Annotated in this window: 26 protein-coding genes; 16 read left to right on the top strand and 10 right to left on the bottom strand. The window is 67.0% G+C overall.

What is annotated here, in order from left to right; all coding sequences use genetic code 11:
- Positions 1-89 precede the first annotated feature (89 nt).
- On the top strand, positions 90-1,787 hold the full coding sequence (locus tag F0U60_RS47910; protein WP_395810737.1) for a DUF3616 domain-containing protein: 1,698 nt from the start codon (positions 90-92) through the stop codon (positions 1,785-1,787).
- 11 nt (positions 1,788-1,798) lie between these two features.
- On the opposite strand, the gene F0U60_RS47905 is transcribed toward F0U60_RS47910, so the two are convergent.
- Positions 1,799-2,227: a cereblon family protein gene (locus F0U60_RS47905; protein ID WP_395810735.1), complete on the bottom strand. Its 429-nt coding sequence runs from the start codon at positions 2,225-2,227 to the stop codon at positions 1,799-1,801.
- 100 nt (positions 2,228-2,327) lie between these two features.
- On the opposite strand from F0U60_RS47905, the gene F0U60_RS47900 reads away from it, so the two are divergent.
- The 4 genes from F0U60_RS47900 to F0U60_RS47885 all read left to right on the top strand — a co-directional run bounded on the left by F0U60_RS47900 (position 2,328) and on the right by F0U60_RS47885 (position 5,432).
- The gene (locus F0U60_RS47900) at positions 2,328-3,254 is read left to right on the top strand and encodes an ATP-binding cassette domain-containing protein (protein WP_395810733.1); all 927 of its coding nucleotides are present in this window, start codon (positions 2,328-2,330) and stop codon (positions 3,252-3,254) included.
- Positions 3,241-3,993 carry an ABC transporter permease gene (locus tag F0U60_RS47895; RefSeq protein WP_395810731.1) on the top strand — a complete coding sequence of 251 codons (753 nt, stop codon included), beginning with the start codon at positions 3,241-3,243 and terminating at the stop codon, positions 3,991-3,993. The genes F0U60_RS47900 and F0U60_RS47895 overlap by 14 nt, the downstream gene beginning before the upstream one ends.
- Before the next feature lie 18 nt (positions 3,994-4,011).
- Entirely contained in the window at positions 4,012-5,088 is a 1,077-nt protein-coding gene (locus F0U60_RS47890; protein ID WP_395810729.1) for a dipeptide epimerase, read from the top strand.
- Between the two features lie 77 nt (positions 5,089-5,165).
- Complete coding sequence (locus tag F0U60_RS47885) at positions 5,166-5,432, top strand: FAD-dependent monooxygenase (protein ID WP_395810726.1); 267 nt, start codon at positions 5,166-5,168, stop codon at positions 5,430-5,432.
- A 9-nt stretch (positions 5,433-5,441) separates the two neighbouring features.
- Here the strand turns inward: F0U60_RS47885 and F0U60_RS47880 are convergent, their stop codons facing one another.
- The 3 genes from F0U60_RS47880 to F0U60_RS47870 all read right to left on the bottom strand — a co-directional run bounded on the left by F0U60_RS47880 (position 5,442) and on the right by F0U60_RS47870 (position 7,617).
- Entirely contained in the window at positions 5,442-6,110 is a 669-nt protein-coding gene (locus tag F0U60_RS47880; RefSeq protein WP_395810724.1) for a hypothetical protein, read from the bottom strand.
- A gap of 68 nt (positions 6,111-6,178) precedes the next feature.
- Entirely contained in the window at positions 6,179-6,685 is a 507-nt protein-coding gene (locus F0U60_RS47875) for a hypothetical protein (protein ID WP_395810722.1), read from the bottom strand.
- A 71-nt stretch (positions 6,686-6,756) separates the two neighbouring features.
- Positions 6,757-7,617 carry a DMT family transporter gene (locus tag F0U60_RS47870; protein WP_395810720.1) on the bottom strand — a complete coding sequence of 287 codons (861 nt, stop codon included), beginning with the start codon at positions 7,615-7,617 and terminating at the stop codon, positions 6,757-6,759.
- A gap of 271 nt (positions 7,618-7,888) precedes the next feature.
- Between F0U60_RS47870 and F0U60_RS47865 the strand changes: the two genes are divergently transcribed.
- Complete coding sequence (locus tag F0U60_RS47865; RefSeq protein WP_395810718.1) at positions 7,889-8,419, top strand: cupin domain-containing protein; 531 nt, start codon at positions 7,889-7,891, stop codon at positions 8,417-8,419.
- 16 nt (positions 8,420-8,435) lie between these two features.
- Positions 8,436-8,588 carry a carboxymuconolactone decarboxylase family protein gene (locus F0U60_RS47860; protein ID WP_395810716.1) on the top strand — a complete coding sequence of 51 codons (153 nt, stop codon included), beginning with the start codon at positions 8,436-8,438 and terminating at the stop codon, positions 8,586-8,588.
- Between the two features lie 51 nt (positions 8,589-8,639).
- Here the strand turns inward: F0U60_RS47860 and F0U60_RS47855 are convergent, their stop codons facing one another.
- Positions 8,640-9,635, bottom strand: coding sequence for an aldo/keto reductase (locus F0U60_RS47855; protein WP_395810714.1), 996 nt, complete (start codon positions 9,633-9,635; stop codon positions 8,640-8,642).
- 120 nt (positions 9,636-9,755) lie between these two features.
- On the opposite strand from F0U60_RS47855, the gene F0U60_RS47850 reads away from it, so the two are divergent.
- Together F0U60_RS47850 and F0U60_RS47845 are read left to right on the top strand one after the other, a co-directional pair.
- Positions 9,756-10,070 carry a helix-turn-helix domain-containing protein gene (locus F0U60_RS47850; RefSeq protein ID WP_395805451.1) on the top strand — a complete coding sequence of 105 codons (315 nt, stop codon included), beginning with the start codon at positions 9,756-9,758 and terminating at the stop codon, positions 10,068-10,070.
- A gap of 22 nt (positions 10,071-10,092) precedes the next feature.
- Positions 10,093-10,875, top strand: a complete 783-nt coding sequence (locus F0U60_RS47845; protein WP_395805450.1) for an IS630 family transposase — start codon at positions 10,093-10,095, stop codon at positions 10,873-10,875.
- A gap of 91 nt (positions 10,876-10,966) precedes the next feature.
- Here F0U60_RS47845 and F0U60_RS47840 read toward each other — a convergent pair whose 3' ends face one another.
- Positions 10,967-12,526: a flavin-containing monooxygenase gene (locus F0U60_RS47840; protein ID WP_395810712.1), complete on the bottom strand. Its 1,560-nt coding sequence runs from the start codon at positions 12,524-12,526 to the stop codon at positions 10,967-10,969.
- A 138-nt stretch (positions 12,527-12,664) separates the two neighbouring features.
- Between F0U60_RS47840 and F0U60_RS47835 the strand changes: the two genes are divergently transcribed.
- Positions 12,665-13,918 (top strand): PucR family transcriptional regulator, encoded by a 1,254-nt coding sequence (locus F0U60_RS47835; RefSeq protein WP_395810710.1) that lies wholly within the window; start codon positions 12,665-12,667, stop codon positions 13,916-13,918.
- A 43-nt stretch (positions 13,919-13,961) separates the two neighbouring features.
- Here the strand turns inward: F0U60_RS47835 and F0U60_RS47830 are convergent, their stop codons facing one another.
- The 3 genes from F0U60_RS47830 to F0U60_RS47820 form a co-directional block, all read right to left on the bottom strand.
- The gene (locus tag F0U60_RS47830; protein ID WP_395810708.1) at positions 13,962-14,831 is read right to left on the bottom strand and encodes a DUF1206 domain-containing protein; all 870 of its coding nucleotides are present in this window, start codon (positions 14,829-14,831) and stop codon (positions 13,962-13,964) included.
- A 138-nt stretch (positions 14,832-14,969) separates the two neighbouring features.
- Positions 14,970-16,430: a putative Ig domain-containing protein gene (locus F0U60_RS47825; RefSeq protein ID WP_395810706.1), complete on the bottom strand. Its 1,461-nt coding sequence runs from the start codon at positions 16,428-16,430 to the stop codon at positions 14,970-14,972.
- A 19-nt stretch (positions 16,431-16,449) separates the two neighbouring features.
- Positions 16,450-17,109, bottom strand: coding sequence for a DUF4476 domain-containing protein (locus tag F0U60_RS47820; RefSeq protein WP_395810704.1), 660 nt, complete (start codon positions 17,107-17,109; stop codon positions 16,450-16,452).
- 149 nt (positions 17,110-17,258) lie between these two features.
- Here F0U60_RS47820 and F0U60_RS47815 point away from each other — a divergent pair, with 149 nt between their 5' ends.
- The 4 genes from F0U60_RS47815 (at position 17,259) to F0U60_RS47800 (ending at position 22,159) form a co-directional block, all read left to right on the top strand.
- On the top strand, positions 17,259-17,768 hold the full coding sequence (locus tag F0U60_RS47815) for a transcriptional regulator (RefSeq protein WP_395810702.1): 510 nt from the start codon (positions 17,259-17,261) through the stop codon (positions 17,766-17,768).
- A gap of 105 nt (positions 17,769-17,873) precedes the next feature.
- The gene (gene grpE, locus F0U60_RS47810) at positions 17,874-18,761 is read left to right on the top strand and encodes a nucleotide exchange factor GrpE (protein ID WP_395810700.1); all 888 of its coding nucleotides are present in this window, start codon (positions 17,874-17,876) and stop codon (positions 18,759-18,761) included.
- 6 nt (positions 18,762-18,767) lie between these two features.
- Positions 18,768-20,600, top strand: coding sequence for a molecular chaperone DnaK (gene dnaK / locus F0U60_RS47805; protein ID WP_395810698.1), 1,833 nt, complete (start codon positions 18,768-18,770; stop codon positions 20,598-20,600).
- 44 nt (positions 20,601-20,644) lie between these two features.
- Complete coding sequence (locus F0U60_RS47800; RefSeq protein ID WP_395810696.1) at positions 20,645-22,159, top strand: serine/threonine-protein kinase; 1,515 nt, start codon at positions 20,645-20,647, stop codon at positions 22,157-22,159.
- On the opposite strand, the gene F0U60_RS47795 is transcribed toward F0U60_RS47800, so the two are convergent.
- Positions 22,156-22,878, bottom strand: coding sequence for a hypothetical protein (locus F0U60_RS47795; RefSeq protein ID WP_395810694.1), 723 nt, complete (start codon positions 22,876-22,878; stop codon positions 22,156-22,158). The two genes, F0U60_RS47800 and F0U60_RS47795, sit on opposite strands and share 4 nt — an antisense overlap.
- A gap of 258 nt (positions 22,879-23,136) precedes the next feature.
- Here F0U60_RS47795 and F0U60_RS47790 point away from each other — a divergent pair, with 258 nt between their 5' ends.
- Both F0U60_RS47790 and F0U60_RS47785 read left to right on the top strand, forming a co-directional pair.
- Positions 23,137-24,342, top strand: a complete 1,206-nt coding sequence (locus F0U60_RS47790; protein WP_395810692.1) for an ABC transporter substrate-binding protein — start codon at positions 23,137-23,139, stop codon at positions 24,340-24,342.
- Positions 24,342-25,271 (top strand): branched-chain amino acid ABC transporter permease, encoded by a 930-nt coding sequence (locus F0U60_RS47785; protein WP_395810690.1) that lies wholly within the window; start codon positions 24,342-24,344, stop codon positions 25,269-25,271. The genes F0U60_RS47790 and F0U60_RS47785 overlap by 1 nt, the downstream gene beginning before the upstream one ends.
- Positions 25,272-25,312 lie beyond the last annotated feature (41 nt).

The raw sequence follows: 25,312 nt of genomic DNA, 5'->3' as shown, positions 1-25,312 counted from the left end.
CCATCAGATTTCGACCGAATCGTGACACGGCGCATGAACCTGGATGGGTGACCGTCCGCCCCCGCGCCTCCGGGCGCAGGGGAGAACACATGCGTAGATGGATGGGCCCTGTCGTCGGTGCACTGACCGCGTGCTTCTTGCTTGCCGCGGGGTGTGGACAGGAAGAATTTGACGGAATCGACACGGAGTTTGGGCGCTCCATCGGAGCCTGGGAGCTGACAGGCGCGCAGAGCACGTCATTCCAGGACGGGGTGTCTCCGTCTTCGAGCTACGCGGGCACCCGCGACTCGATGATCGAGGAGGAGAACCCCGACACCAACAACGGTGGCGACACCAGCATCTCGGCGAGCGGCGACACGCCCGCGGGGAGCGGCAACGAGAACTACATCCTGTTGCAGTGGGACGTGTCGAGCATCCCCGCGAATGCGGTTGTCCGCTCCGCGTCGATCGTTGTCACGGTGTCCGACAAGGCGGATCAGACCTACGACTTCTACGAGCTGACGCGCGCGTGGACCGAGAGCCAGGTCACGTGGGAACAGGCGGACAGCAGCCATGACTGGGCCTCGAATGGCGCGGATGGCAGTGGCGATCGGGACACGACCTCGCTGGGCTCCATCCGGGCATCCTCGACGGGGACGTACACCGTGACGCTGAACGCGAGGGGCCTCGCGGTGGTGCAGAAGTGGGTGTCCACGCCCTCCAGCAACCACGGGGTCATCATCGCCAACAAGGACAACGACAACCGGCTGGAGATCCGCTCGAGTGAGTATTCCACTCGTTCCTCCCGCCCGAAGCTGACGGTGACCTGGGAGCTGCCCGGCTCGGACGGCGGTACGGATGCGGGGACGTACAAGGGCACCTGCGATGGCTCGGGCGGGGTGTGGATCGACGCCACCCACTTCCTGAACTTCAACGACGAGTCCCAGTCCGCGCGCATCTTCACCCAGGGGGCGACTGCCTCCTCGGTCCAGAGCAAGGACTTGAGCAGCGCGCTGGGCCTCTCGTCCTCGGACGAGGCGGACTTCGAGGACGCCGCTCGCGTGGGCAACCGCATCTACGTGACTGGCTCCCAGGCGCGGAACAAGGACGGGGAACTCGAGACCTCGCGTTACAAGTTCTTCGCCATTGATATCTCGGGCACGGTGCCCGCTGTCTCGCTGCAGGTCGCGGGGACGTACTCGAACCTGCTGAAGGACATGCTGGATGCGTCCAACTGGCTCAATCCGAACACCTCGGTCATCTCGCTGCTGAATGAGCGCTCACAGTTGTCCGTGGGCACGGTGGCGGAGCTGGCGCCGAAGTTGAATGGAACCAACGTCGAGGGGCTGGCGGCACTGCCTACTGGTGAGCTGGTGATTGGCTTCCGCAACCCGCAGTCTGGCTCGAGTGCGCTGATGGTCACGCTGACCAACCCGGACGCGGTGGTCGCGGGGTCCAGGGCGAAGTTCGGTCAGGTCATCCTGGTGAATCTGGGTGGGTACGGCATCCGGGGCCTGGCGTGGTCGGAGGCGCATCAGGCGATGCTGATCCTCAGCGGACCGCATGACGAGAGCAGCGGGCCGTTCGCCCTCTGGAAGTGGAGCGGCAATGCGAGCAGCGCGCCGGTGAAGGTGAGGGATTTGTCCGCGCCGTCGAACTCCGCTCCGGAGGCGGTCATCCCGTACCCCGGCTCGAAGGACGTGCAGGTCGTGTTCGACATGGGCTCGAACCTGATCAACGGGACGTCCTGCAAGGACGTGTCGTCCTCCAGCCAGTACTTCAGCGACGTGATCGTTCGCGTGGACTGAGCAGGGGACGTTCAGCTCGGAGCGGTGAGGCGGTCCAGCACCAGCCCGAGGAAGTCACTCTCGCCGCGGAAGGCCCACCCCAGGTGGGTCTTGCACGCGGCGCACAGGGCGAGCTGCCAGACGAAGCCTGGGAACCAGCTCGCCTCCGCGGTGGGAGGGCCGATGACGAGGCAGCCCTCGGCCCGAGCGAAGCAGCCGAAGTGGAAGACGAACCCAGACGGGTTGGCGCGGGTATGGGCATGGCGGCCGTTGACCGTGGTGCGGTCTCGCTCACGCGTGATGACGTGGCCGCAGCGTGCGCAGCACAGCGGCGTCTCAGGGGCGCGAGACTCGGTCTCCTCCTCGGACTGATGGGCGGGCGTGACCTCGGCGGGGGCGGCAGGAGTGCCCTTGAGCCGTCGTGTTCCTGGGAGTGGCCATGTTCCTGGGATGTGATTCATGGCACGGGGACTCTCCTCGCATGCTCTTGCCCATGTGCGTGGCCGGATGCAAGGCCGCTCCCTCGTGGTATGTCCGCCGTGCGAGTGGGAGGACGGTCGCTTGGCGGAAAACGTTCACGTGCCACTGGAGGTCTCCGGAGTCACCAAGGTGTACCCCGGTGGCATCCAGGCGCTCGACCAGGTCAGCTTCCGGATTGCGCCGGGTGAGCGGGCCTGCCTGCTAGGCCCTAACGGCGCGGGGAAGACCACTCTCATCCGCCTGCTCACCGGTGCGCTCCGGCCCTCGTCCGGACGGGTGAGCCTCTTTGGGCTCGGCGTCGAGGACCCTGACTTCCTTGGGGCCAAGCGGCGCGTGGGCATCGTCCCCCAGTCTCCGGGCATGTACCGGGACCTCTCGGTGGACGACTACCTCCAGTTGGTACGTGACCTGTACGGCAGTGGGAACATCGCCGAGGTGGTGGAGGCCTTTGGCCTCGGACCCTTCCGCGCGCGGAAGATGGCGGAGCTGTCCGGAGGGATGCAGCGCCGGCTGTCGATGGCCGCCGCGCTCGTGTCCTCGCCGGAGGTGTTGTTGCTGGACGAGCCCACGGTGGGGTTGGACCCCGTCGCCACGCGCGAGGTGCACACCTTCCTGCGCAAGGTGATGCCTGGACGCACGGTGCTGCTGTGCACGCACAACCTGGCCGAGGCCGAGGCGCTCTGCGAGAGCGCGATCATCCTTCGCCAGGGCCGGGTGTTGCTGCACGAGCGCATCGCCACCCTGCGCCAGCGCATCCAGCCGGTGCTCGTGCTGCGCGCGGCCCAGGGTCCCGAGCGGTTGATGGAGGCGCTCGTCGCGCAGGGTCACGCACCCACGCGTGAGGAGGACGCGGTGCGCGTGCACGTGGCGGACGCGGTAGCCCAGGCGCCCGAGTTGTTGCGCCGGCTGCTCGCCACGGGCCTCGAGGTCTACGAGTGCCGCGTCGTCACTCCAAGCCTTGAGGACCTCTTCCTGGACGTGGTGGGGGCGAACGATGCTCGAGCGTGAGGTGCGCATCCTCTTTCGCAAGGAGTGGCGCCAGTTGCTGCGCAGCCGCGGCGCGATGGTGTCGGCGCTGCTGCTGCCGATGATTTTGCTGGTCATTGTTCCGGGGCTGCAGATGGTCGGGTTGAAGACCGGGATGTCGAAGCCGGTGAACCTCCCGTCCGGGGTGGAGTTGCCCCCGGGGCTCCGGGAGTTCACGCAGGACCCCATGTCGATGATGCGGGGCATGCTGGTGCCGTTCATCGCGCTCGGCGGGCTCATCGTGCCCTCGGTGACGGCCAGCTACATCCTCATCACCGAGCGCGAGTCGCGCACGCTCGAACTGCTGGTGGCGCTCCCGGTGCGCGTGGGGCAGATACTTCTCGCCAAGCTGCTGGCCCTGCTCGCGCTGGCGTCTGCCGTGACGCTGGCGCTCTTCTCCATCGACGCGGTGCTGATTCTCGGGTTGGGCATTGGCTCGCCCGGCTTCGTGTTGGCGCTCCTGGTGATGCTGCTCACGGCGATGGCCTTCTCCACCACTACCGCGCTGCTCGTCAGCCTGCTCGCGCGCGACTTCCGCACGTCCAACAACATCAACGGGCTGCTGATTGGCCCGACCATCCTCGTGTGCTTCGCCGTCATGCTGGTGGTACCGGGCCCTGTCCTCACCGCGCTGCTGCTCGCGGCGTTGTTCTCGGCGGGGGCGGCGGTGGCCACCTTCGTGGCGTTGAAGGTCATCACCTTTGAGCGGCTGCTACGCTGAGCCCCATCCTGGAGACCCATGCTCCCGACTCTCATCACTGACCTGCACATTGAGCCGCTGGACCTTGCTCTCACCGAGCCCTTCGCCATCGCCACGGGTGCTCCCGACATGGCGAACAACGTGCTGATTCGCCTGACGCTGGCGGACGGGACGGTGGGTCTGGGCGAGTCGGCGCCCCTCACTGCTGTGTCCGGTGAGACGCAGGCGAGTACGCTCGAGGCCATCGCCTCCGTCCGCGAGGCGCTGCTGGGGCGGGACGCGCGGAGCTGGCGCCCCATTGGAGCGTGGCTCGGTGAGGCCCTTCCGAGTGCTCCCTCGGCGCGCTGTGGCATTGAGCTGGCGCTGCTGGATGCGCTGGGCCGTCATTACCGGATGCCGCTGTTCGCCTTCTTCGGTGGGGCGGGCACCGGGCTGGACATCGACATGACGGTGACGGCCGGTGACGAGGCGCATGCGGCCTCCTCGGCCCGGTCCATCATCGCGAGGGGCATCCGTACCCTCAAGGTGAAGGTGGGCGCGCGCTCGCCGGAGGAGGATGTGCGGCGCATGGTGGCTGTCCGCCGGGAGGCGCCCGAGGCGCGGTTGTTCGCGGACGCCAACGGCGGCTACACCGTGGCGCAGGCGCGGACCTTCCTCGCGGGGCTGGAGGCGGCGGGCATCCCCCTGGCGCTCTTCGAGCAGCCTGTGCCTCGCGAGGACTGGGAGGGCATGGCCGAGCTGACCCGCTCGTCTCGGGTGCCCGTGTGTGCGGACGAGTCGGCCCGCACCGTGAAGGACGTGGTGCGCCTGGTGCGCGAAGGGGGCGCGCACGGTATCAACCTCAAGCTGATGAAGAGCGGCGTGGTGGAGTCGCTGGCCATGTGGAACCTGGCGCGCGCCCACGGGATGGAGTTGATGATGGGCGGCATGGTGGAGAGCACGCTGGCCATGAGCAGCGCGGCGCACTTCGCGGCCGGGTTGGGCGGCTTCGACTACGCGGACCTGGACACGCACCTCTTCATCCGAGAGCACTCCTTCCGCGGCGGCCTGCGGATGCAGGACGGGCGGGTGGACATCGGGCATGTCCAGGCGGGCCACGGGGTGGATCTCGGCTGAGCGCACTGGGCGCCTCGGGCCTCTGTGCCAAGGAGGTGCGCACCGGCGGTGAATGCCGGCCGGGGGAGGCACCACACATGTTGGACGCACTGGTGGTGGGAGCGGGCCCGACGGGCCTGACGACAGTCGCGGAGCTGGCGCGGTATGGCCTGCGGTGCCGCGTCGTGGAGCAGCTCGAGAAGTCCTCGCTGCTGTCACGTGCGCTGGCGGTGCAGGCCCGCACGCTCGAGGTTGGGTACGTGGGGCACCGCGAGAGGCCCATCGAGCCGAAGCGGCTCGAAGCGGAGCTCTCGCGGCGCTTAGGTCCGCCGGGGGCGAGCGACGAGAAGCGTGTCGTGGGGTGAGCCCGCGTCTCAGTCGCCGGCGAGAGAGAACTGCCAGTGTCCGTTGGACAGGATGCCGAGGCGCAGGCCCAGGTAACCCGTCCCCTGGCGACGCATCTCGGCGAGCTGCTTGGGCGGGTACACCGCCTCGACGGCCTTCCAGTCCTCATCTGTCGCGTTCTCACGATGCACGGACGGCCAGACGTAGAGGTCGCCGAGCTTGGCGTAGGGGAGGTTGAGCAGCTTCACCATTTGAGCGAGCACGGGCTGTCCGCGGCTCGTCTCGAGCTCGCGCCAGTAGCCGGCCACGTCCGTCACGTCGCCGAAGCTGGCCTTGAAGCCCATGTCCTTCTCGCGGGTGAGGGCGGCGAGGCCCTCGTAGTCGCAGGCCACGGCGGCGGCGATGATGCGGCGGCGCATCGAGTCGACCGCTTCGGGCACGGGCGGCTGGGTGGGCTTCGGCTCGGGGCTGAGGTTGCTCGCCGAGCAGCGCGCGGTGGGTGCTCCGCTGGTTCCGGCATCCGTCTGCGCGGTAGCACCGGTCCCCGCGTCCGGAGCGATGGCGCCCGCGTCAGGGACAGCGGCCTCCGTACCGCGAGAGGTCACGGGAGCGCCGGCATCCACCGGAGTCGCGGGAACGGTGGTGGGTTTCGTGCAGGACAGCAGCAGTGAGCAGATGAGTGGGACGAACCTTTTCATGTCGGGCACGTTGTAGCCCATTCGACTCCAGTTGCTAGTGCTGGCGGAGCTCGCCCTCTTCTTGCTCGTTACTCAGGTTTCGGCCGGACGAGGTGGCCCAGCGAGAACTCCTTCCCATCGAGGAAGAAGACCTTGTCGGGCTGGAACCCGATGACGGACAGATTTCGCAGACTGGCGCCCTCGGGCATTGGCAAGCTCCCCAGCACGGTCTGACCGGAGATCACGACGAGCTCGGCCTTGGACCTGGGAGCTCCCATCCAACGTTCATGCTGGTCTCCCAATATGAGCGTGTTTCGCTCACCGCCCGCCCCCACGAACACGTCCGTTCCTACCAGATTGCCTCCTCCCTTCAGTGGAAGGCGATCCGCGAGGCGATTCTCTACCAGCTCGCCGAGGAGGGACTGTGGGTCCGTGCCGTGCTTTGCGGCAATCGCTGCCAGCGCTTGTTCTGCCTCATCCACTGCTAGCGATGCGGTCGGACGCCCCGCTGTGTATGCCATGGCGCCTCCCATGGCGATGCCCACCAACGCACTTCCCGCGAGCACCCCGACCAGGCACTTGTCTAGACGTTTCATTTTTCCTCGGTAGGTGAATTGGCAACGTGTCGATTGCCATTTCAACGCCTGTGGCTCGCCGACGGTTTCATCTATGTGCTTCCGTGCGTCGGGGCTTTGTCCGCCGGAGACTCGTTGCCAGCCCTGCCACCCAGCAGTGTGCGCCAGGCGGTGGCCAACAGGATGATGGTGCCGCCCACGAGCGCCCAGGGACCGGGCCGCTCCCCGGCGAAGAGGAAGGCCCACACGGGGTTGAGCACCGGTTCGAGCAGGATGAGGAGCGAGGCCTCCACCGCGGGCGTCTCGCGCAGGCCACGCTGGAAGAGCGAGTAGGCCATGCCGAGCTGGAACACACCGAGGAAGACGAGCAGTCCGATGTCGACGGGAGTGGGCTTGGGGCCCTCGAGCGCGGGCAGCAGGACGCTGACGCCGGCGATGAAGTTGCCCCACACGAGCACCGAGGAGCCCTCGTCGCCCACGGCGCGCAGCCCGAGGATGCACAGGGCGAAAGTGAGGCCCGAGCCCAGTGCGATCATGTTGCCCCAGAACTGACCGGGGTTGAGCTGATCGAGGAAGAAGAGGCTCAACCCGAGCAGGAACACGGGCACGGCGGCCAGCTCACTGCGTGAGGGTCGCTCGCGCAGCAGGAGCGGGGATAGGAGCAGCACGTAGAGCGGTGCGGTGTCCTGCAGGAAGATGGCGTTGGCGGAGGTGGTGAGCTTGTTGGCGATGATGAATGACACCACCGTGACGGCATAAGCCACCGACGCCGCGAGCCCTCTCCGGGACGGGAGCCGGCGGCCAGCGGGGATGGCAAGCGCGAGCACCAGGGCCGCGATGAGGGAGCGGCCGGAGGCGAGCTGCCACGCCGACAGGGTAGAGAGCTTCACGGCGGCGCCGGCGGTGGACCAGAGCACGGCGGCCGCGAGGAGGTAGAGGCGAGAGCGGAGCATGGGAGGCGCGGGTGACTCATATTCCGGTCGCCCAGGGAACGCCACAGCGCCCTCCAAGCCCGCGGCACTCTTCACCTCTGATTAACAGCCTATGAATCGCCTGGGCCCTGGTGCTCAGCGGGGCTGGGGCGTACCTCTCGTGGTGTCCCCGAGTACTCGCCTCGATGTAACGGAGCCCTGCCTGCCCATGCGGACTTGTCCAAGTCCACGGATGGCACGCTCTGGCTACCCGCACCGCCGCCACCTACCCACCATGAAACCGAGGACGGACATGAAACTGCTTGCTGCAACGCTCGTCTCTCTGCCACTGCTCGGTATGGCAGTCGCCCAGGCCAACCCGAAGGCCACGGCCGCCGATGCAGGCGCTCCCTCGGCCGCCACACGCGAAGGCCCGCAGGCCCTGCGCATCACACGCAGCGGCACGCAGCCCTCCGCCAAGGGGCCCGCCGAGAGCTTCACCGGCGCCGTGCGCGTCGACCCACTATTCCAGGCGAACGCCCCCGCGCGCGCCGCGGGCGCCTCCGTCACCTTCGAGCCTGGTGCCCGCACCGCGTGGCACACCCACCCGCTGGGGCAGACGCTCGTCGTGACGGCGGGCGTTGGCCGGGTGCAGCAGTGGGGTGGCGCCGTCGAGGAGATTCGTCCAGGGGACGTGGTGTGGATTCCGCCCGGCCAGAAGCATTGGCACGGCGCCTCGCCCACTACTGCCATGACCCACATCGCTATTCAGGAGGGGCTCGACGGCAAGGTCGTCGAGTGGATGGAGAAAGTCACCGACGCGCAGTACGGCGCCCGTCCCTGAAAGGAGCCGAAAGCAGATGAGCTTCCACTTCCCGCGCGCCATAGAGAACGGCGTGACGCAGGAGGAGCTCGTCGAGCTCATCACCCACCTGGCCTTCTACGTCGGCTGGCCCAACGCCATGTCCGCCATCACGCGCGCCAAGGAGCTGCTTGGGAACAAGCAGCCCTGAGCTCGTTGGGTGAGCTGCGGAATTCAATCCGACAGCTCATCCTTTCGCCGATCACAGCCCGGTCATTCGCTCCAGTCTTTCTGGATACCGGGCCCCTTGTACCGGGATCTTCGCGGCGGCGCTGTTGATGTCACGGAGATCATCGGGAGTCAGTTCGATCGCGGCGGCTCCATTGTTCTCGTCCAGGCGGTTCAGCTTCGTAGTCCCCGGGATTGGAACAATCCACGGCTTCTGGGCGAGCAGCCAGGCCAGCGCTATTTGAGCAGGAGTCGCCTTCTTCCTTTTCCCAATCTCGCCAAGCAGCTCCACCAAGGCCTGATTCGCCTTCATTGCCTCCGGCGTGAATCGAGGAATGGTGCTGCGGATGTCGGAACTGGCGAAGGTGCTGCCTTCGGTGATCTTGCCCGTGAGGAAGCCCTTGCCCAGAGGGCTGAAGGGAACGAAGCCGATCCCGAGCTCCTCGAGGGTCGGCAGCACTTCTGCTTCAGGGCCTCTCGTCCACAGCGAGTATTCACTCTGGACGGCGGTGACCGGCTGGACCGCGTGTGCACGACGGATCGTCTTCGCTCCTGCTTCAGAGAGGCCGAAGTGCTTCACCTTGCCCTCGCGAATCAGGTCCTTCACCGCCCCCGCCACGTCTTCGATCGGCACGTTCGGGTCGACCCGGTGCTGATAGAACAAATCGATGACCTCGACCTTGAGTCGCTTGAGCGAGGCCTCGGCTACCTCCTTGATGTGCTCTGGCCGGCTGTTCAGACCGCCGCGATTCACCCCCGTCTCCGGGTCGATGTCCCAGCCGAACTTGGTGGCGATCACCACTTGCCCACGGAAGGGAGCGAGCGCTTCGCCCACGAGTTCTTCGTTCCTGAAAGGACCGTAGACTTCGGCGGTGTCGAAGAAGGTGACGCCACGTTCGACGGCCGTTCGAATCAGAGAGAGCATCTCCTGCTTGTCTGCAGCCGGGCCGTAGCCGCCGCTCATTCCCATGCAGCCGAGCCCAATGGCCGAGACTTCCAGGTGACTGCTTCCGAGTTTGCGCTTCTGCATTGTTCCTCCTCGTTCCTCCGTGGCTGACGCAACAGAGGTACGCCCCGGTCCCGTCAAGGACTAGTGGAGTGTCCGCGAAGTTTTTGGACATAGTCGCGGGGGGCTGAATAACTCCGGTGGATGAGGAGACGCCCCCCACGACTCATCCACCTCTCGCCCGAAGAGGTGACGTACCTCGAGCAACTGGTGCGAGACGGACGTACCGAGCAACGCATCGCCCGGCGGGCGCGCATCCTGCTGGAGATGGCTGACCCAGCCACCATCGTCTCGGAGTTGGCCGACCGACTCGGCCAGGACCGCAGGACCATCTGGGCACTGTGTCGTCGCTTCGAAGCTCTCGGCGTGGATGTAGTGAAGGACTCCTACCGCCCCGGGCGACCGCGGGAGCTTTCCCCCCCTCCAGCGAGTCGAGGTAGAGCGCCTGGCGTGCAGTGAGCCGGCTGGAGTAGGGCTGCACATGACCCACTGGTCCACGCGTAGTCTGGCGCGTGCTGCTCGCCTGAAGGGTATCGCCCCCGCCATTTCACACTCCACGGTAGCTGTCATCCTTCGGGATGCCGCCCTGCAACCGCATCGCTCCCGGTACTGGAAGACACCGACTCCTGATGACGCCTTCCGCCACCAGGCCGCGCAGATTCTCTGGTGTTACGAGCAGGCCCAGAGGCTGGCCGCACGAGGTGAGGTGGTTTTGTGCCTGGACGAGAAGCCCAACATCCAGGTGCTGGAGCGTAACCATCCCTCGCGCTCGACGAGGCCTGGGCTCATCGAGAAACAAGAGTTCGAGTACACACGGCACGGCACGGTGAACTTCCTGGTGAAGTTGGTGGTGCATACCGGCCAGATGCGGGGCTGGTGCCTGGAGCGCAACGACGGCGCTTGCCTGCGAGCAGTGCTCCCCCAACTGCTTGGGGACCACAGCGACGCGCACCGCATCCACCTCATCTGGGATGGAGGTTCCAGCCACGTCGCCCGGGAGACTCTCGACTTCCTGTACAGCAACTACCCTCATGTCCGGGTGCTCTTCACGCCCGCTCACGCCTCCTGGCTCAACCAAGCCGAATTGCTGCTGCGCGCCTTCGCAGCGCACTACCTGCAGCGGGGAAGCTGGGCCAACCGTGACGAGCTCATCGAGCACCTCGACGCCAGCTGGCCCGAATACAACCGCCTCTACGCCCACCCGTTCACCTGGTCGTGGACTCGCTCCAAGATGCACGAGTGGGTGGATCGCCGCCTCTTGTGACTATGTCCAAAAACTTCGCGGACACTCCACTAGGTGCCAGGGAACAAATGGGCTCTGAATCCCTGCTTAACAATGGAGCTCGAGACAGGCGTCAGGGTCTCGAAGGGACGCAGCTCGAGGAGTCCGCTCCTCCCGCCACCGCGAGGTCCGTCGTAGGCGCGTTGGCCGGGCGGACGTGAGAGGAGAACCGCAGGTTCAGGTCCTCCACCGAATCCTCCTTCAACAGCCTGGTGTCGGAGAAGTAGTCCATCGACATTAGCCATGGGGCCCGGTTGCCCTGGCGCGGCAACGCGTTGACAGCGCGCTGCACGTACCCGGCGCCGAAGTCGAGCAGCGGCCGAGTCGGCATCGCCGGGTCGTTCTGTACGGGGCTGCAGATGGTGTGGCCGTGGGCATCCATGTGCGCGAGCAGGCGGCAGAAGTGCTCGCACAGCAGGCCGATCTTCAACGTCCAGGACGCGTTGGTGTAGCCGATGGCGACCGCGAAGTTCGGCACATCGTTGAGCATCATGCCCCTGAAGACGACCTTGTCGGGCAGGTGCACCGGCACTCCGTCGACGGTCAGCGCGATGCCGCCGAGCGCCAGCAGGTTCAGCCCGGTGGCGGTGATGATGATGTCGGCCTCGAGCTCCCGGCCCGACTTCAGCTGGAGGCCCCGCTCGGTGAAGGTCTCGATGTGGTCGGTGACCATCGACGCGCGACCGCTGCTGATGGCCTTGAAGAGGTCCGCGTCCGGGACGGCGCACAGCCGCTGGTCCCACGGGTTGTAGGGCGGGTTGAAGTGCTCGTCGACCGGATAGCCCTTGGGGAGTTGCTTGGCGGTGACGTAGCGGATGAAACGCCGGGCCGCACGCGGGTAGCGCTGGCAGAAGCTCCAGACCAGACGCTGCTTGGCGATGTTCTTGAGCCGCGTGAGCGCGTGAGCCCAGTTCGCCGGGAGGAGCTTTCGCAGGAGCTTCGCGATCGCGTCCTCGGAGGGAATGGGCAGGATATAGGTGGGCGTGCGCTGCAGCATCGTCACGTGCGCCGCCGCTTCGGCCATCGACGGCACCAGGGTCACGGCGGTGGCGCCGCTCCCGATGACGACGACACGCTTGCCGGCGTAGTCGAGCTCCTCGGGCCAGTGCTGCGGATGGATGATCCGGCCTTGGAAGCGCTCGGTTCCCTCGAACCGGGGGGTGAACCCCTGGTCGTAGCGGTAGTAGCCACTGGCGCAGAATATCCACCGGCACGAGAGCTTCGTGCGCTCGCCGGTGTCGGTGCGCTCGACGTCGACAACCCATCGCGCATCCGCGCTGGACCAGGCCGCACCGTGCACCTTGTGGTGGAGTCGAATCTTGGGGTCGATCCCATTCTCGGCCGCGGTCTCGCGCAGGTAGGCGAGGATGGCATCCGCGCCGGCGATCGCCTTGTCGCTCGTCCACGGTTTGAATGCGTACCCGAACGTGTGCAGGTCCGAGTCGGAGCGGATGCCGGGATAGCGGAAGAGATCCCACGTGCCGCCGGTCGCACCCCGGGCCTCGAGAATGGCGTACGACTTCGAGGGATGCTCCCGCTGCAGGTAGTAGGCGGCACCAATCCCCGAGATGCCGGCGCCGATGATCAACACGTCGACATGTTCGGGAGGAGCTGCGGCGAGCGTGAGGGTCATGGGGGGCTCCATTGCTCTGTCGGAGAGGAAGGACGCCTCGGTGAGCGCGCCCGGACCTCGAAATGACTCGAGGATGGTGAAAGCGAGGCACTGGAGCAAGGTGCGGACTGCACCAAAATGAACTAGGAATGGTGCAACATGCACCGTCGACAAGGCAGGTCGGGCTCGCGGCAGCGCCCCTCGGAGCGGGTGCGCGAGTTGATGCGCCTGGGGGCCGAGAGGGCCCTGAACGCGCCACCTCAGTGGCTCGAGGAGCTCGACGAGGCGACGCTGTCACCCGAGAACATGAAGGTCATCGCGGAGGACCCGGTCCTCGCGGCGGCGACGCGCAGAACGAGCCGCGCGAACCTCATCCACTGGGCGGCGGCGAACGTGCGTGACCCAGGTGCGCCCGTCGCGGCGAACCTCAGCGCGGAGGCGCTCGGCATCGCACGCGACCTCGTGCGCCGTGGAATCAACGAGGCCGCGCTGAACGCCTACCGCACCGGGCAGAACGCGGCCTGGCTCCGGTGGATGTCCATTGCCTTCGAGCTGACCTCCGACCCGGACGAGCTGCGCGAGCTGCTCGACGTATCGGCCAGGTCCATCTCTTCGTTCATCGACGCGACGATTGCGGGCATCTCCGCCCAGATGAGCGCGGAGCGCGACGAGCTCACCCGCGGCACCACCCACGCCGAGCGCCGCGAGGTCGTCGCGCTCATCCTCGACGGTGCGCCCATCTCCCCCCAGGTCGCGGCACAGCGCCTCGGGTACAAGCTCGACCAGCTCCACCGCGCTGCCATCGTGTGGAGCGAGGAAGCTGGGTCGGACCCCGGCTCGCTGGAAGGTGCGGCCGACGCCCTGGCCCGCGCGTCCGGCGCGCAACGCCCCCTCACCGTCGTCGCCAGCGTGGCAACCCTGTGGGTGTGGCTGCCGGGAGGAGCTGAACCGGACCTCGAGCAGGTGCGCTCATCGACCCAGCGGCTGCCGGGCGTTCGTATCGCCATCGGCTCCACGGGCCGCGGAGTCGAAGGCTTTCGTCGCAGTCACCTCGACGCCCTCGACACCCAGCGCATGCTCGCACGCCTGGGGGCTGAGCAGCACATCGCCACCTTCGACATGGTCCGACTCGTCTCTCTGGTCACCCAGGACACCGAAGGCGCGGACCAGTTCGTCAAGCACACCCTCGGTGACCTGGAGACAGCCAGCCCGGAGCTCCAGAACACCCTCCTGACGTTCCTCAACGAAGGGTGCAACGCCGCCCGCACGGCGGCCCGTCTCCACACCCATCGCAACACGCTGCTGCGCCGGCTTCTCCGTGCTGAGGAGCTTCTGCCGAGGCCGCTCAAGCACAACCGCGTGCACGTTGCCGTTGCGCTCGAGGTGCTCCGCTGGCGGAAGAGCGTCAGATGACGGACGGCCCGAGCTCAGCGGCATGCAGTCTGTGGCCGGGGACTCAGGCGCCCAGGAAGCGCCGGTACCGGGCCTCGACGGCCATGTAGACGGCGTAGGCGACGAGTCCCGCGGCGGTCAGCGCCAGCAACACCGCTCCGTAGGGCTGGGATGCGAGCGACTCGAGGGCTCCATCCAGCCCGCGGGCCCGCTGGGGATTGGCAGTGAGCGCCGCCTGGACGAGGAACACGCCCATCAGCACGAAGATCAAGCCTCGCGCGAGGATGCCCAGCTTGGAGATGCGCACGGCCCACTCGGCCTGCTGCGGGCGCAGCTCGTCCAGCCGGAGCTTCTTGCGGAACTTCTCCTTCCACGCCTTGTAGATCTGCCAGCCGCCCATGCCGGCGATGACGAGCCCCACGACGGCGACCAGGGCCTGACCGAAGGGTTTCTCCATCAACCGGGCTGTCCAGGACTGGGCGCTCTGGTCTCCATGGGCGCCGCCGCCTCCGGTGCCGAGCACCAGTTGGAAGGCCGCCACCGCGAGCGCGGTGTAGATGCCGGCGCTGATGAGATAGCCGGCTCGCACGACAAGACCCTTGGCGTTGGTGCCCTTGCCGTCCGGGTCCATCCAGGCCTGCACCACGCGCCAGAGCACGTAGCCCACCAGGCCCACCGCCACCACGGCGAGCAGGGCCTTGCCCCAGGCGCCCTGGGCCAGTGTGGCCAGTGCTCCGTGGGTATCGGTCGTCTTTCCGCCGGAGCCGATGGCGACCTGGAGCGCGAGCACGCCAATCACCGCGTACACCACGCCCTTGGCCAGATAGCCCAGGCGGGCCAGCCGCTCCGTCCAGGGGTTGTGCATCGTCTCCGCCCCGAGCTGGTCTCCCCGCTGTTTCAACTCCGACGCCTTCCGGCCGATCTCGTTCGCCATGGTCCCCTCCCACTGCACCGCGGGGCCGGAGCCATTGTCCGGAGGTGCGGTGCGTTTCGCGGAAGGTAGGCACACGCGGCGGCGCGTTTCAGGGAGCGCCTGCCTGGTTGTATGGCCTTCGGGCCACTATCCAGGGCCCTACGGTGCGGTGCCGAACGTGAAGCGGCTGAGCACCGGGTAGTGGTCCGTGGTGGTGCTCTTGTACGACGGGATGGGGATGTCGATGTCCGGGCGAAGGACCCGGGTCGAGTTGTTGACGTAGCTCATTCGCAGCTCGTCGCTGATGAGCTGGTGGTCGATGAAGTCCGGGTAGCTCACCGTGCTTCGCTGACCCGCGAGCGACAGGGGCTGGGTGACGAAGGTGTAGTCCGCCGGGTCATCCAGGAAGTTCTGGAAGGGGGTCGGCAGGAAGCCGCCGCTGCTGGAGGCGACAATGGACTGGTCCACATCATCGTTCCAGTCGCCCAGCACGATGAACGGCGTGTTCGGCAGCTGCGTGTCCAGGTAGCTTTTGAGCGCCTGGGCCGCGGCCTGGCGGCGGTCGTAGGACTCCGTGCTGGAGTCTGTTTGCGCCTTCATGTGCATCACGATGGCCACCAGGTCCATGCTTGCTCCGCCCTGCGTGATGCGCAGGTCCACACGCAGGGGCGGCCGTCCGGCGAAGTCGTAGTTGCTCGAGGTCAGGATGATTCTCGCGTCCCGCACGCTGACCACGTCCGGGCGGAAGAGGATGCCGACCTTCTGCTCGTCGTCTGCGTAGGAGAAGGAGCCGTTCAGGACGCGCGAGTCGTCATTGGCCATGAAGCCGTCGTAGCCGAGCGACTGCTTCAGCGCGTTGAACTCCGTGGCGTCCACCAGCTCTTGCAGGCCCCAGAAGTCGGCGCTGGCGCTGAGCATGACCTTCCGCACGTTGTCGAGCTGCAGTGCATCGTTCGAGGGGCTTTTGCTCGGGTCGCCGAACCACGCCAGGTTCCAGTTCCCCACGTTGAAGCCCGTCTGCCGTCCCGGGAGGACATTCAGGTTGAGTGTCCTCGACGCCTGCGCGCCATGGAGGTCCTGCACGCTCACGACGGGGGCGTAGGTCCCTGACTGCACCGGCACGCCCGTGAGCTGACCGTCCTCGTTCAGCGAGAGCCCCGCGGGCAGTGTCCCGCCCGCCAGGGCCCAGCGCATGGGCCCCTTGCCTCCACTGACCTCGAGCTGAGCTGTGTACGACTCGCCCACCGTGGCGGCGGCGAGCAGAGGCGTGCTGACGCCTATCGCAGAGTGGACGAGCAGCCGATACGTCCGCGTGTCCACGGCGCCCTCCGCGTCCTTCACCTGCACCGTGAAGGTGTACTGGCCCGGCGCCTCGGCTGGGCCCCGTAGCAGGCCTTCGGTCATGTAGAAGGTGAAGCCAGGCGGTAGCTTCTCCAACGAGTGCCGCAGCGGCGGGGTGCCGCCGGTGGCGCCGAGGCTCACCTCGTAGGGCGCGCCCTCGGTCGTCTCTAGCAGCTCCAGGTCGGGCAGCTGGAGCGCTTCAGGCTCGGAAGATGACCCGGTGCAGGCAGCGACCAGGGCGAGGATGGCGAGCATCCCCAACAGACGGGCGGAGGGCATAGGAGGTCGGGCTTGTGGCCTACGGCGTCTGCGTCGCGAGGATGCGCTTGAGCTCATCCTTGTCGCTGGAATAGTCGAAGGCCTCGTACAGCTTGAAGCCGTTGTCCAGGTCCAGCAGGCGCGGGCGCAGCAGGCGCATGGCCTTCATTCGGTCGGAGGAGAAGCTGAAGAGGCGGAGGAGCTGCTGCGCCTGGGCCACCAGGAAGTACTGGGTCGACACGGCCTCCCCCAGCACGGAGAGCTGATCATCCGCGAAGGGCTCGTTGCGGATGGCCGTCACGAGCGAGCGCAGCATGCCGTCGGAGATGGGCTGCACCGTGGGCTGCGGCGGCGGGGGCGGGGGGCGCTGGGGCTGCTGCGCCAGTGGGGCGTTTGACACCTGACGGCCCGTCTCCTTGAGCTCCGCGCGCGCGTCGTCGAGCAGCTTCTGCAGCTGCTTGTCCTTCTTCGCCCGGCCCGTGGCGATGGCAAGCTTCTCGTTGATGCTGGAGAGCTGCTGCATCAGCGCCTCGCGGTCCACCACCACGGAGGTACCCTGGGGTGGGCGGCCGGGGTTGCCGTGAGACGGACGGCCCGGCATGGGCATGGCTAGGGTGGTGGGTTGCGCATCCGCGCTGTCGTTCTGGGCCAGGGCCGGGACCGTCAACAAGGTCACGACGGCAATCAGTACCGCTCTCATCCGTTGCTCCAGGGGTGAAGATTGCTTTGCGTGTCGGGCGGGTGTGCAGTCAGATGGAAGGGCATTCGCTCGCCGGACGGGGGCGCACTATAGCCTTGTTCGGCCGAGCCATCCGGCTCGCACTGTCCGTGAGAGGGAGAGAGAGACCAATGGCCGCGAAATGGGACAAGCAGTTGATGGACCTCCTGAAGCGCACCGGCGAGGAGCTGAAGCGCACCGGGGATGAGCTCAAGACGGAGGCGCAGAAGCTGTTGGTGGAGGTGAAGGATCCCGCCAAGCAGGCCAAGGTGAAGGAGGGCTTGGAGAACCTACGCACCTGGGCGGTGGCGACCGGCAAGCAGGCAGCAGAGCGTCTGGAGACGGCTGCGCGCCATGTCGAGGAGACCATCGAGAAGACCTTCGAGGGCAGGGAGGTCCCCACGTCGGCCGAGCCCCAGCCCCCGCCAGCCGCCCCCACCCCGAGCGCCTCCCCCCAGCCGCCCGAGCCCCAGCCCCGGGCCGCGAAGAAGGCGGCGGCCAAGACGGGCAGCCAGAAGTCCATCGGCCGCAAGAAGACGGCCACCAAGGCCCCCGCGAAGACGCCCGCGAAGAAGGCGGCGGCCAAGACGGGCAGCCAGAAGTCCATTGGCCGCAAGAAGCCCGCCCGTCCGACGTCCTGACTGGCATCCATCCGCTCTGGAAACCTCCAGAGGGGGCACATGGGCGACCCGGTTCCGGCCACCCGGGACGTTGGATCAACCCCCGCCCCATGACATAGTGCGCCCGTGGCCGGCTCGAACCGTGACGAGAAGGGCAGCATCCAGGCAGATATCTCCCAGGACGTCATCGACGCTGCGTTGAAGAGCGTCGAGCGTCATGCCCAGCCTCCCTCGGAGGACGAGGGGCTGTCCGAGGGCATGAGGACGTTGGAGGTGGACATGCCCGAGGGCGGGTTGACCCTAGAGGTGGACGTTCCCGCGTCCGTCTTCGGGGAGGCCGTGTCCGAGGCCGAGGCCGAGTCGGGAGCCAGCGCGCTCCGGGCCGCGCTGCATGAGTCTCATCGCGAGCTGAGCGAGATGCGCCAGCAGCTGGAGCAGGCTCGCCGCGAGCTGGAGGAGGCGCGCGCGCAGCTTGAGTTCAGCCAGTCCAAGAGCCGTGAGACGATGGAGCGCCTCAAGGAGAGCCACGAGCGTGCCCTGCGCGCCACGGCCGACCTGGAGAACTACAAGAAGCGCGCTCAGAAGGAGAAGGAGGAGGTCCAGAAGTTCGGCTCCGAGCGCCTGCTCAAGGACTTCCTCCCGGTGATCGACAACCTGGACCGCGCGATGGAAGCGGCCCAGAAGTCCGCCGACTTCGAGAGCCTCCGCACGGGCGTGGAGATGACGCGCAAGCTCTTCGAGAGCGCGTTTGGCAAGCACGGCGTGAAGGGGTTCTCCGCCGTCGGCCAGCCGTTTGATCCGCGCCTGCACGAGGCCATGCAGCAGGTGGAGAGCGCCGAGGTGCCCGCGGGCCATGTCGTCTACGAGGCCGTGCGCGGTTACACGCTCAACGAGCGGCTCATGCGGCCCGCGCTGGTCGTCGTGGCGCGTGCGCCGGCGACTCCGCAGCCCTCGACCGAAGCCACTTCAAGTTCAGCCGAGCAGACCGGGACCACTCCCAAGGGGAGCGAGTAGGACGCCATGGGCAAGGTGATTGGAATCGATCTGGGGACGACGAACTCGTGTGTCGCCGTCATGGAGGGCGGCGAGCCGGTGGTCATCCCCAACAGTGAGGGCAGCCGCACCACGCCGTCGATGGTGGGCTTCACCGAGTCCGGGGAGCGGTTGGTGGGCCAGATTGCCAAGCGGCAGGCCATCACCAACCCGGAGAACACGGTGTTCGCCGTCAAGCGGCTCATCGGCCGCAAGTTCGACTCGCCCGAGGCCAAGAAGGCCATTGGTGTGAGTCCCTTCCGGGTGGCGCCCAGCCCCAACGGGGATGCCTGGGTGGAGATCCGCGGCAAGGGCTACAGCCCGCCGGAGATCAGCGCCATTGTGCTGATGAAGATGAAGCAGACGGCGGAGGACTACCTCGGCGAGCCCGTCACCGAGGCGGTCATCACCGTTCCCGCCTACTTCAACGACAGCCAGCGCCAGGCCACCAAGGACGCGGGCCGCATCGCCGGCCTCAACGTGCTGCGCATCATCAACGAGCCCACGGCTGCGGCGCTCGCCTACGGCCTGGACAAGGTGGGCAACGCCAACGCCGAGCGCATTGCCGTCTACGACCTGGGCGGCGGCACGTTCGATATCTCCATCTTGGAGCTCAGCTCGGGAGTCTTCGAGGTCAAGAGCACCAACGGCGACACCTTCCTGGGTGGTGAGGACTTCGACCAGCGCCTCATCGACTTCCTGGCCAAGCGCTTCGCCGAGCAGAACAACGGCCTGGACCTGCGCAAGGACCGCATGGCGCTGCAGCGCTTGAAGGAGGCCGCCGAGCGCGCCAAGCACGAGCTGTCCAGCGCGACGGAGACGGAGGTCAACCTCCCCTTCATCACCGCGGATGCCACGGGCCCCAAGCACCTCACCGAGACGGTCGAGCGCAGCACCTTCGAGTCGCTGGTGGCGGACCTGGTGGAGCGCTCCATTGAGCCGTGCCGCATCGCGTTGAAGGACGCCGGTGTTACCGCGCAGCAGATCCACCAGGTGTTGTTGGTGGGCGGCATGACGCGCATGCCGGCGGTGCAGCAGAAGGTGAAGGAGTTCTTCGGCAAGGAGCCGCACAAGGGCATCAACCCGGACGAGGTCGTCGCCGTGGGCGCGGCCATCCAGGGTGGCGTGCTCAAGGGCGAGGTGAAGGACGTCCTCCTGCTGGACGTGACGCCGCTGTCGCTGGGCGTGGAGACGGCCGGCGGCGTGTTCACGAAGATCATCGACAAGAACACCACCATCCCCTGCAAGAAGGGCCAGGTGTTCTCCACCGCGGTGGACAACCAGCCGCTCGTGTCCGTCCACGTGCTCCAGGGCGAGCGCGAGATGGCGGTGGACAACAAGACGCTGGCCCGCTTCGAGCTGGTGGGCATTCCCCCGGCGCCCCGTGGCGTGCCGCAGATCGAGGTCTCCTTCGACATCGACGCCAACGGCATCGTGCACGTGAGCGCCAAGGACCTGGGCACGGGCAAGGTCCAGCAGGTGCGCGTGGTGGGTAACTCCGGCCTGTCCGAGGCGGAGATCCAGGCGATGATCTCCGACGCTCAGGCCAACCAGTCCAGCGACAAGGTGAAGAAGGAGCTGGCCGAGCTGCGCAACAACTCCGACTCGCTCATCTACACCACGGAGAAGAGCCTGGAGGAGTACGGCAACGTGCTCCAGGAGAAGGACCTCGCGGAGATCAAGGCCGACGTGGACCGGCTCAAGGAGCTGCTCAAGGGCTCGGATCCGGCCGCCATCAAGGAGGCCTACCAGCAACTGGAGACGAGCGCCTACCGCATCGCGGACGCGCTCTACGCGGACCAGTCGAAGTCGGGTTCCTGACTCCGGTACGGGCCCCTTCCCGGGGCCCGCCTTCCCGGTGTTCAATGAGCATCGTGGAATTCCCCTCGCTCGACGCCGAAGTCGCCTTCCTGCGCGGCCTGAATGCCGTGGTGCGGATGGCCGATGACATCCTCGAGGACTGCCTGGAGCGAGGCCTCGACCTCGATGCGGCGGTGGATGTCTTCCTCACTCAGTGCGCGCGGCTGGTGCATGCCTCGGCAGGTTTCGTCTGTCTCCGGGGCACCGCGGGTCCCGTACTCACCCGGGTGTTGGGTCAGCTCAGTGTGGACGTCTTCGAGGCCGCGAGCTGGAAGGGTCCTCAGCGCTTGCCCGATGGGCGGATGCTCTTCTGCGCCCCCCTGGCGCTCGGCAAGCTGGAGCTGGGCACGCTGGGGTTGGTGGTGGAGGGGTGCTTCGACGATGGCGGCCGGCTGGTGATGAAGCTGGTGGAGGCCATTGGAGATCAGCTCGACAATGCGGTGCTGGCCTTCCTCTCGCTGACCGACGGCCGGAGCGTGCTGGAGCGGCTGGACGACATCGCCCCCGTGGATGACCCCGTGACGGGACCGCGAGGCCGCATCGGCCGCTACGAGCTGGTGACTCCCCTGGGGACGGGCGGCATGGCGCAGGTGTTGGTGGCGCGCACGAGAGGCCCTGAGGGGCTCGGGCGGCTGGTGGCGCTCAAGCGGATTCTTCCGCACCTGTCCTCGGACCCCACCATCGTGAAGCAGTTCCTGGACGAGGCGCGCATCGGGCTGCGGCTGTCGCACCCCAACCTCGTCACCTTCTACGACTTCGGCGAGTCGCAGGGCGCCTACTACCTGGTGATGGAGCTGGTGCGCGGGGTGGACTTCGACCGGCTCTTGAAGACCACGAAGCCCTCGCCGGACGTGACAGTGGCTATCGTGGTGCAAGCGCTGCACGGGCTGCACGCGGCTCATCTGGCGCGAGGCGAGGACGGGGCTCCGCTGCACCTGGTGCACCGGGACTTGTCGCCGCACAACCTGATGGTGGGCTTCGACGGACGGGTGAAGGTGCTGGATTTCGGCGTGGCCAAGGCCCGAGCCCAGCGCACGGTGACGCTGCCGGGCATCGTGAAGGGGAAGCCCCTCTACATGTCGCCCGAGCAGGCGAGGGGCCAGCGCCTGGACGCTCGCAGCGATCTCTTCTCCATGGGCCTCATCCTCTATGAGGCGTTTACCGGCGTGCGCGCGTTCGATCGCGGGGACGAGCTCGAGTCCATGCACGCCATCTGCGATGACCGGCTGAGCCGGCCGAGCTCCATCTCGCTGTCGATGTGGGAAGTGATGGAGGTGGCGCTCTCGAAGCATCCGGAGCACCGCTTCACCAACGCGCTCCAGATGGCGGAGGCGCTGGTGGAGGCGTGTCCCCCGGCGCGTGATGGAGAGGTGGGGCGGCTCATGGCCACGCACTTCCCGGAACGCCTGCGTGGCTTTGAGCGCCTGGAGCGTGTTCACCTCTCTTCGGGGAGCAGCGCGAGTACGTCCCCTGCGCCGACGCGGCAGCGTGTCGCCGCGCCGGACAGGACGGGCCGTTAGAAGCCGCGCTTGTTCTTCGGGTCGGTCTCGCCGCTGAGGTCCAGCTTGCGCGTGCCCTCCTCGCTGGCCCTTCCATGGGAGCCCAGGTGCTCCAAGTGGTGGGGCTCGTCGTAGAGCTCGTCGTGGACGACGGGGAGATCCTCATCCCTCATCGTGCGGGCGCGGGCCGACTCTTCCTCGGCGCGCAGGGGCGTCCCCACCACCGAGTCCTCAGTGGAGGCGCGCATGACGGGCCGGTCCACCACCTCGCGGTGAATGGGGATGCCCACGCCCCGGGCCCGGTCTTCCTCGGTGAGGATCGGGCTGGCCCGGGCTCCTTCGGTGTTGTACGGGCCGATCTCCTGGTTGCCCAGGTCCTGCGTGCGCAGGTCCGAGCCCAGCGGCACTCCCGTGCGCTCGCCCGCGTTCATCCACGCGGCGTCCGAGGCCTGGGCGCGGGTGACGGGGCTGGTGCCGATGCCCTCGCGCTGGGCGATGGCGTCGGAGCCATAGGGCACCTCGTCGGAGAACGCGCGCAGGCTCTCCTTGCCGTGGGCCAGGATGATCTCCCCGTGCCGGATGTCACTGATCTCCGCGTACCGGACAGAGTAGTCCTTGGGGAAGAAGAGCCCCTTCTCGATGTGGAACTCCGTATCGCCGACGGCATACACCTTGCCGAGCTTGTGACCGTCGACGCTGCGGACCGTCATGCCTTCCTTGAGGTCTCCGCGCTGATACATGTCCGTCTCCTCCTGGATGGTCTTCTTGTCGAAAGGTGGGCGTCCCGACGGGAGGAGGGCAGTCTTGGAGTTCGAGGCGGGAAAGGCCTGGCAGCCAGGTGGCCTGGTGGGGGAACGAAGGGGGGCCTGAGCTGAACCTTGGGGTGTAAAAAAGTCTGGGGACCGTTCGAACAAGGTGTTGCGAGCTTGACCCCTCTTTCGCATCCCCATAGAAAACCGGGGCTTTGCCGTAGCCCTTGTCCCAGGAGGCTGCTCCGCATGCGCCGTTTCGCTCCGATGCTCCTCACCGCGTTCGCGCTTTTGGCGGCCGGCTGCGAGAAGAAGTCCCAACCCACTCCTTCCGGTGAGGGAGCCCAAGGTGGCCAGGCCGCTCAGCCGGCGACCACTGGAGGTGCTCCCGCCGACTCAAACACCATCTTGCTCGGAGAGGTGGGGAGCCTTACCGGCGCCCAGGCCACCTTCGGCGTGTCCACCCGTAACGGTATCGACCTGGCCATCAAGGAGGCCAACGCCGCCGGTGGGGTGAAGGGCAAGAAGATCGCCGTGCGTGTCTACGACAACCAGAGCAAGCCCGAGGAGGCTGCCCAGGCGACCACGCGCCTCATCACCCAGGACAAGGTGGTGCTCATCCTCGGTGAGGTGGCCTCGTCCAACTCCCTGGCCATGGCGGAGAAGGCCCAGTCGGCCGGTGTGCCGATGATCACGCCTTCCTCCACCAACCCCTCCGTGACGGAGAAGGGCGACTACATCTTCCGCGTCTGCTTCATTGACCCCTTCCAGGGCTTCGTGATGGCGAAGTTCGCCCGCGAGAACCTGAAGGCGGAGCAGGTCGCCATCCTCCAGGACAACAAGAGCGCCTACTCCATCGGCCTCACGGACGTGTTCCAGCGCAAGTTCACGGAGATGGGCGGGAAGATCACCACCTTGGAGAGCTACTCCCAGGGCGACACGGACTTCCGCGCGCAGCTCACGGCCATCAAGAAGACGAAGCCGCAGGCCATCTACGTGCCGGGCTATTACAACGACGTGGGCATCATCGCCCGCCAGGCGCGCGAGCTGGGCCTGACGGTTCCGCTGATGGGGGGCGATGGCTGGGACTCGGAGAAGCTGTTCGAGCTCGCGGGCAATGCGCTGGATGGCAGCTACTTCTCGAACCACTACTCGCCGGAGAACCCGGAGCCGCGCGTGCAGAAGTTCATCGCGGACTACAAGGCGGCCTACGGCAGTGTGCCGGACGCGATGGCGGCGCTCGGCTACGACGCGGCCAAGGTGGCGATTGCCGCGCTCGAGAAGGCCAAGGATTTGAGTGGCCCGGCCATCCGTGATGCCATTGGCCAGACCAAGGACTTCCCGGGCGTGGCTGGCACCATCACGCTGGACAAGAACCGCAACGCGGTGAAGTCGGCGGCGATCCTCAAGATCGGCGACGGTAAGACGCAGTTCGTCACCACGATCAACCCGTAATGGCCCAACTTCTCCAGCACCTCATCAACGGCATCGCCGCGGGCACCATCTACGCGCTTGTCGCGCTCGGCTACACGATGGTGTACGGCGTGCTCAAGCTCATCAACTTCGCCCACGGCGACGTGATGATGGTCGGCGTGTACATGGGCTACTCCACGGCCTTCCTGCTCGGCCGTCAGGCGCAGAGCACGCCTTGGGGGGTGCTGGTCATCTTCCTCGTGGCCATGGGGGGCTGCGCGCTCATGGGGTTCCTCATTGAGCGCTTCGCCTACCGGCCGCTGCGCGACAAACCCCGGCTCACCGCGCTCATCACCGCCATCGGCATCTCGTTCGCGCTCTCGTACGGCTTCCAGCTGGACATCGGCTTCCTGCCGGGCTCGGCGCCGCGGGCCTTCCCTCAAATCATCAAGCCGGCGCAGTGGTTCACCGTCGGAGACCCCGAGTTCCCGGACGTGGTGCTGTGGAACTGGCAGGTCATCTCGCTGATGTTGGCGGTGGGGCTGATGGTGGGCCTGCAATACCTCGTCTACCGCACGCGCTTCGGGCGGGCGATGCGGGCGGTCTCCTTCGACCACCGCGTGGCGGCGCTCATGGGCATCCCCACCGACCGGGTCATCTCGCTGACGTTCATGATTGGCAGTGCACTGGCCGCGGGAGCGGGCCTGCTGTACGCCATCAAGGACACCTCGGTGAGCCCGCTGATGGGCCTGTACGTGGGCCTGAAGGCCTTCGTGGCGGCGGTCATCGGTGGCATCGGCAACGTGCCGGGCGCCATGGTGGGTGGCCTGCTGCTGGGCCTGGTGGAGGAGTTCGTGGTGGGCTACGCGGCGAGCACCTGGCGTGACGCGGTGGCCTTCGGCTTCCTCATCCTCGTGCTGCTCGTCCGGCCCGGCGGTCTGTTCGGCCGTGTCGCGGCGGAGAAGGTCTGACGCCGCGCATGGACACCGCCGCTGCTGTTTCCTCCAAGCCA

The sequence above is a fragment of the Archangium minus genome, from assembly GCF_044360475.1.
Taxonomy (GTDB): Bacteria; Myxococcota; Myxococcia; order Myxococcales; family Myxococcaceae; genus Archangium; species Archangium minus.
The sequence above is the reverse complement of the archived record's forward strand: the minus strand, read 5'-3'. Positions and strand labels throughout refer to the sequence as shown.

Coding starts and splice junctions, on each gene's coding strand:
- F0U60_RS47875 (WP_395810722.1), bottom strand. CDS start 6,685: ATGAAACGTCTAGACAAGTGCCTGGTCGGGGTGCTCGCGGGAAGTGCG.
- F0U60_RS47800 (WP_395810696.1), top strand. CDS start 20,645: ATGAGCATCGTGGAATTCCCCTCGCTCGACGCCGAAGTCGCCTTCCTG.
- F0U60_RS47825 (WP_395810706.1), bottom strand. CDS start 16,430: ATGCCCTCCGCCCGTCTGTTGGGGATGCTCGCCATCCTCGCCCTGGTC.
- F0U60_RS47830 (WP_395810708.1), bottom strand. CDS start 14,831: ATGGCGAACGAGATCGGCCGGAAGGCGTCGGAGTTGAAACAGCGGGGA.
- dnaK (WP_395810698.1), top strand. CDS start 18,768: ATGGGCAAGGTGATTGGAATCGATCTGGGGACGACGAACTCGTGTGTC.
- F0U60_RS47850 (WP_395805451.1), top strand. CDS start 9,756: ATGAGGAGACGCCCCCCACGACTCATCCACCTCTCGCCCGAAGAGGTG.
- F0U60_RS47840 (WP_395810712.1), bottom strand. CDS start 12,526: ATGACCCTCACGCTCGCCGCAGCTCCTCCCGAACATGTCGACGTGTTG.
- F0U60_RS47910 (WP_395810737.1), top strand. CDS start 90: ATGCGTAGATGGATGGGCCCTGTCGTCGGTGCACTGACCGCGTGCTTC.
- F0U60_RS47790 (WP_395810692.1), top strand. CDS start 23,137: ATGCGCCGTTTCGCTCCGATGCTCCTCACCGCGTTCGCGCTTTTGGCG.
- F0U60_RS47835 (WP_395810710.1), top strand. CDS start 12,665: ATGCACCGTCGACAAGGCAGGTCGGGCTCGCGGCAGCGCCCCTCGGAG.
- F0U60_RS47905 (WP_395810735.1), bottom strand. CDS start 2,227: ATGAATCACATCCCAGGAACATGGCCACTCCCAGGAACACGACGGCTC.
- F0U60_RS47895 (WP_395810731.1), top strand. CDS start 3,241: ATGCTCGAGCGTGAGGTGCGCATCCTCTTTCGCAAGGAGTGGCGCCAG.
- F0U60_RS47815 (WP_395810702.1), top strand. CDS start 17,259: ATGGCCGCGAAATGGGACAAGCAGTTGATGGACCTCCTGAAGCGCACC.
- F0U60_RS47820 (WP_395810704.1), bottom strand. CDS start 17,109: ATGAGAGCGGTACTGATTGCCGTCGTGACCTTGTTGACGGTCCCGGCC.
- F0U60_RS47795 (WP_395810694.1), bottom strand. CDS start 22,878: ATGTATCAGCGCGGAGACCTCAAGGAAGGCATGACGGTCCGCAGCGTC.
- F0U60_RS47880 (WP_395810724.1), bottom strand. CDS start 6,110: ATGAAAAGGTTCGTCCCACTCATCTGCTCACTGCTGCTGTCCTGCACG.
- F0U60_RS47785 (WP_395810690.1), top strand. CDS start 24,342: ATGGCCCAACTTCTCCAGCACCTCATCAACGGCATCGCCGCGGGCACC.
- F0U60_RS47890 (WP_395810729.1), top strand. CDS start 4,012: ATGCTCCCGACTCTCATCACTGACCTGCACATTGAGCCGCTGGACCTT.
- F0U60_RS47885 (WP_395810726.1), top strand. CDS start 5,166: ATGTTGGACGCACTGGTGGTGGGAGCGGGCCCGACGGGCCTGACGACA.
- F0U60_RS47855 (WP_395810714.1), bottom strand. CDS start 9,635: ATGCAGAAGCGCAAACTCGGAAGCAGTCACCTGGAAGTCTCGGCCATT.
- F0U60_RS47865 (WP_395810718.1), top strand. CDS start 7,889: ATGAAACTGCTTGCTGCAACGCTCGTCTCTCTGCCACTGCTCGGTATG.
- F0U60_RS47845 (WP_395805450.1), top strand. CDS start 10,093: ATGACCCACTGGTCCACGCGTAGTCTGGCGCGTGCTGCTCGCCTGAAG.
- F0U60_RS47860 (WP_395810716.1), top strand. CDS start 8,436: ATGAGCTTCCACTTCCCGCGCGCCATAGAGAACGGCGTGACGCAGGAG.
- F0U60_RS47870 (WP_395810720.1), bottom strand. CDS start 7,617: ATGCTCCGCTCTCGCCTCTACCTCCTCGCGGCCGCCGTGCTCTGGTCC.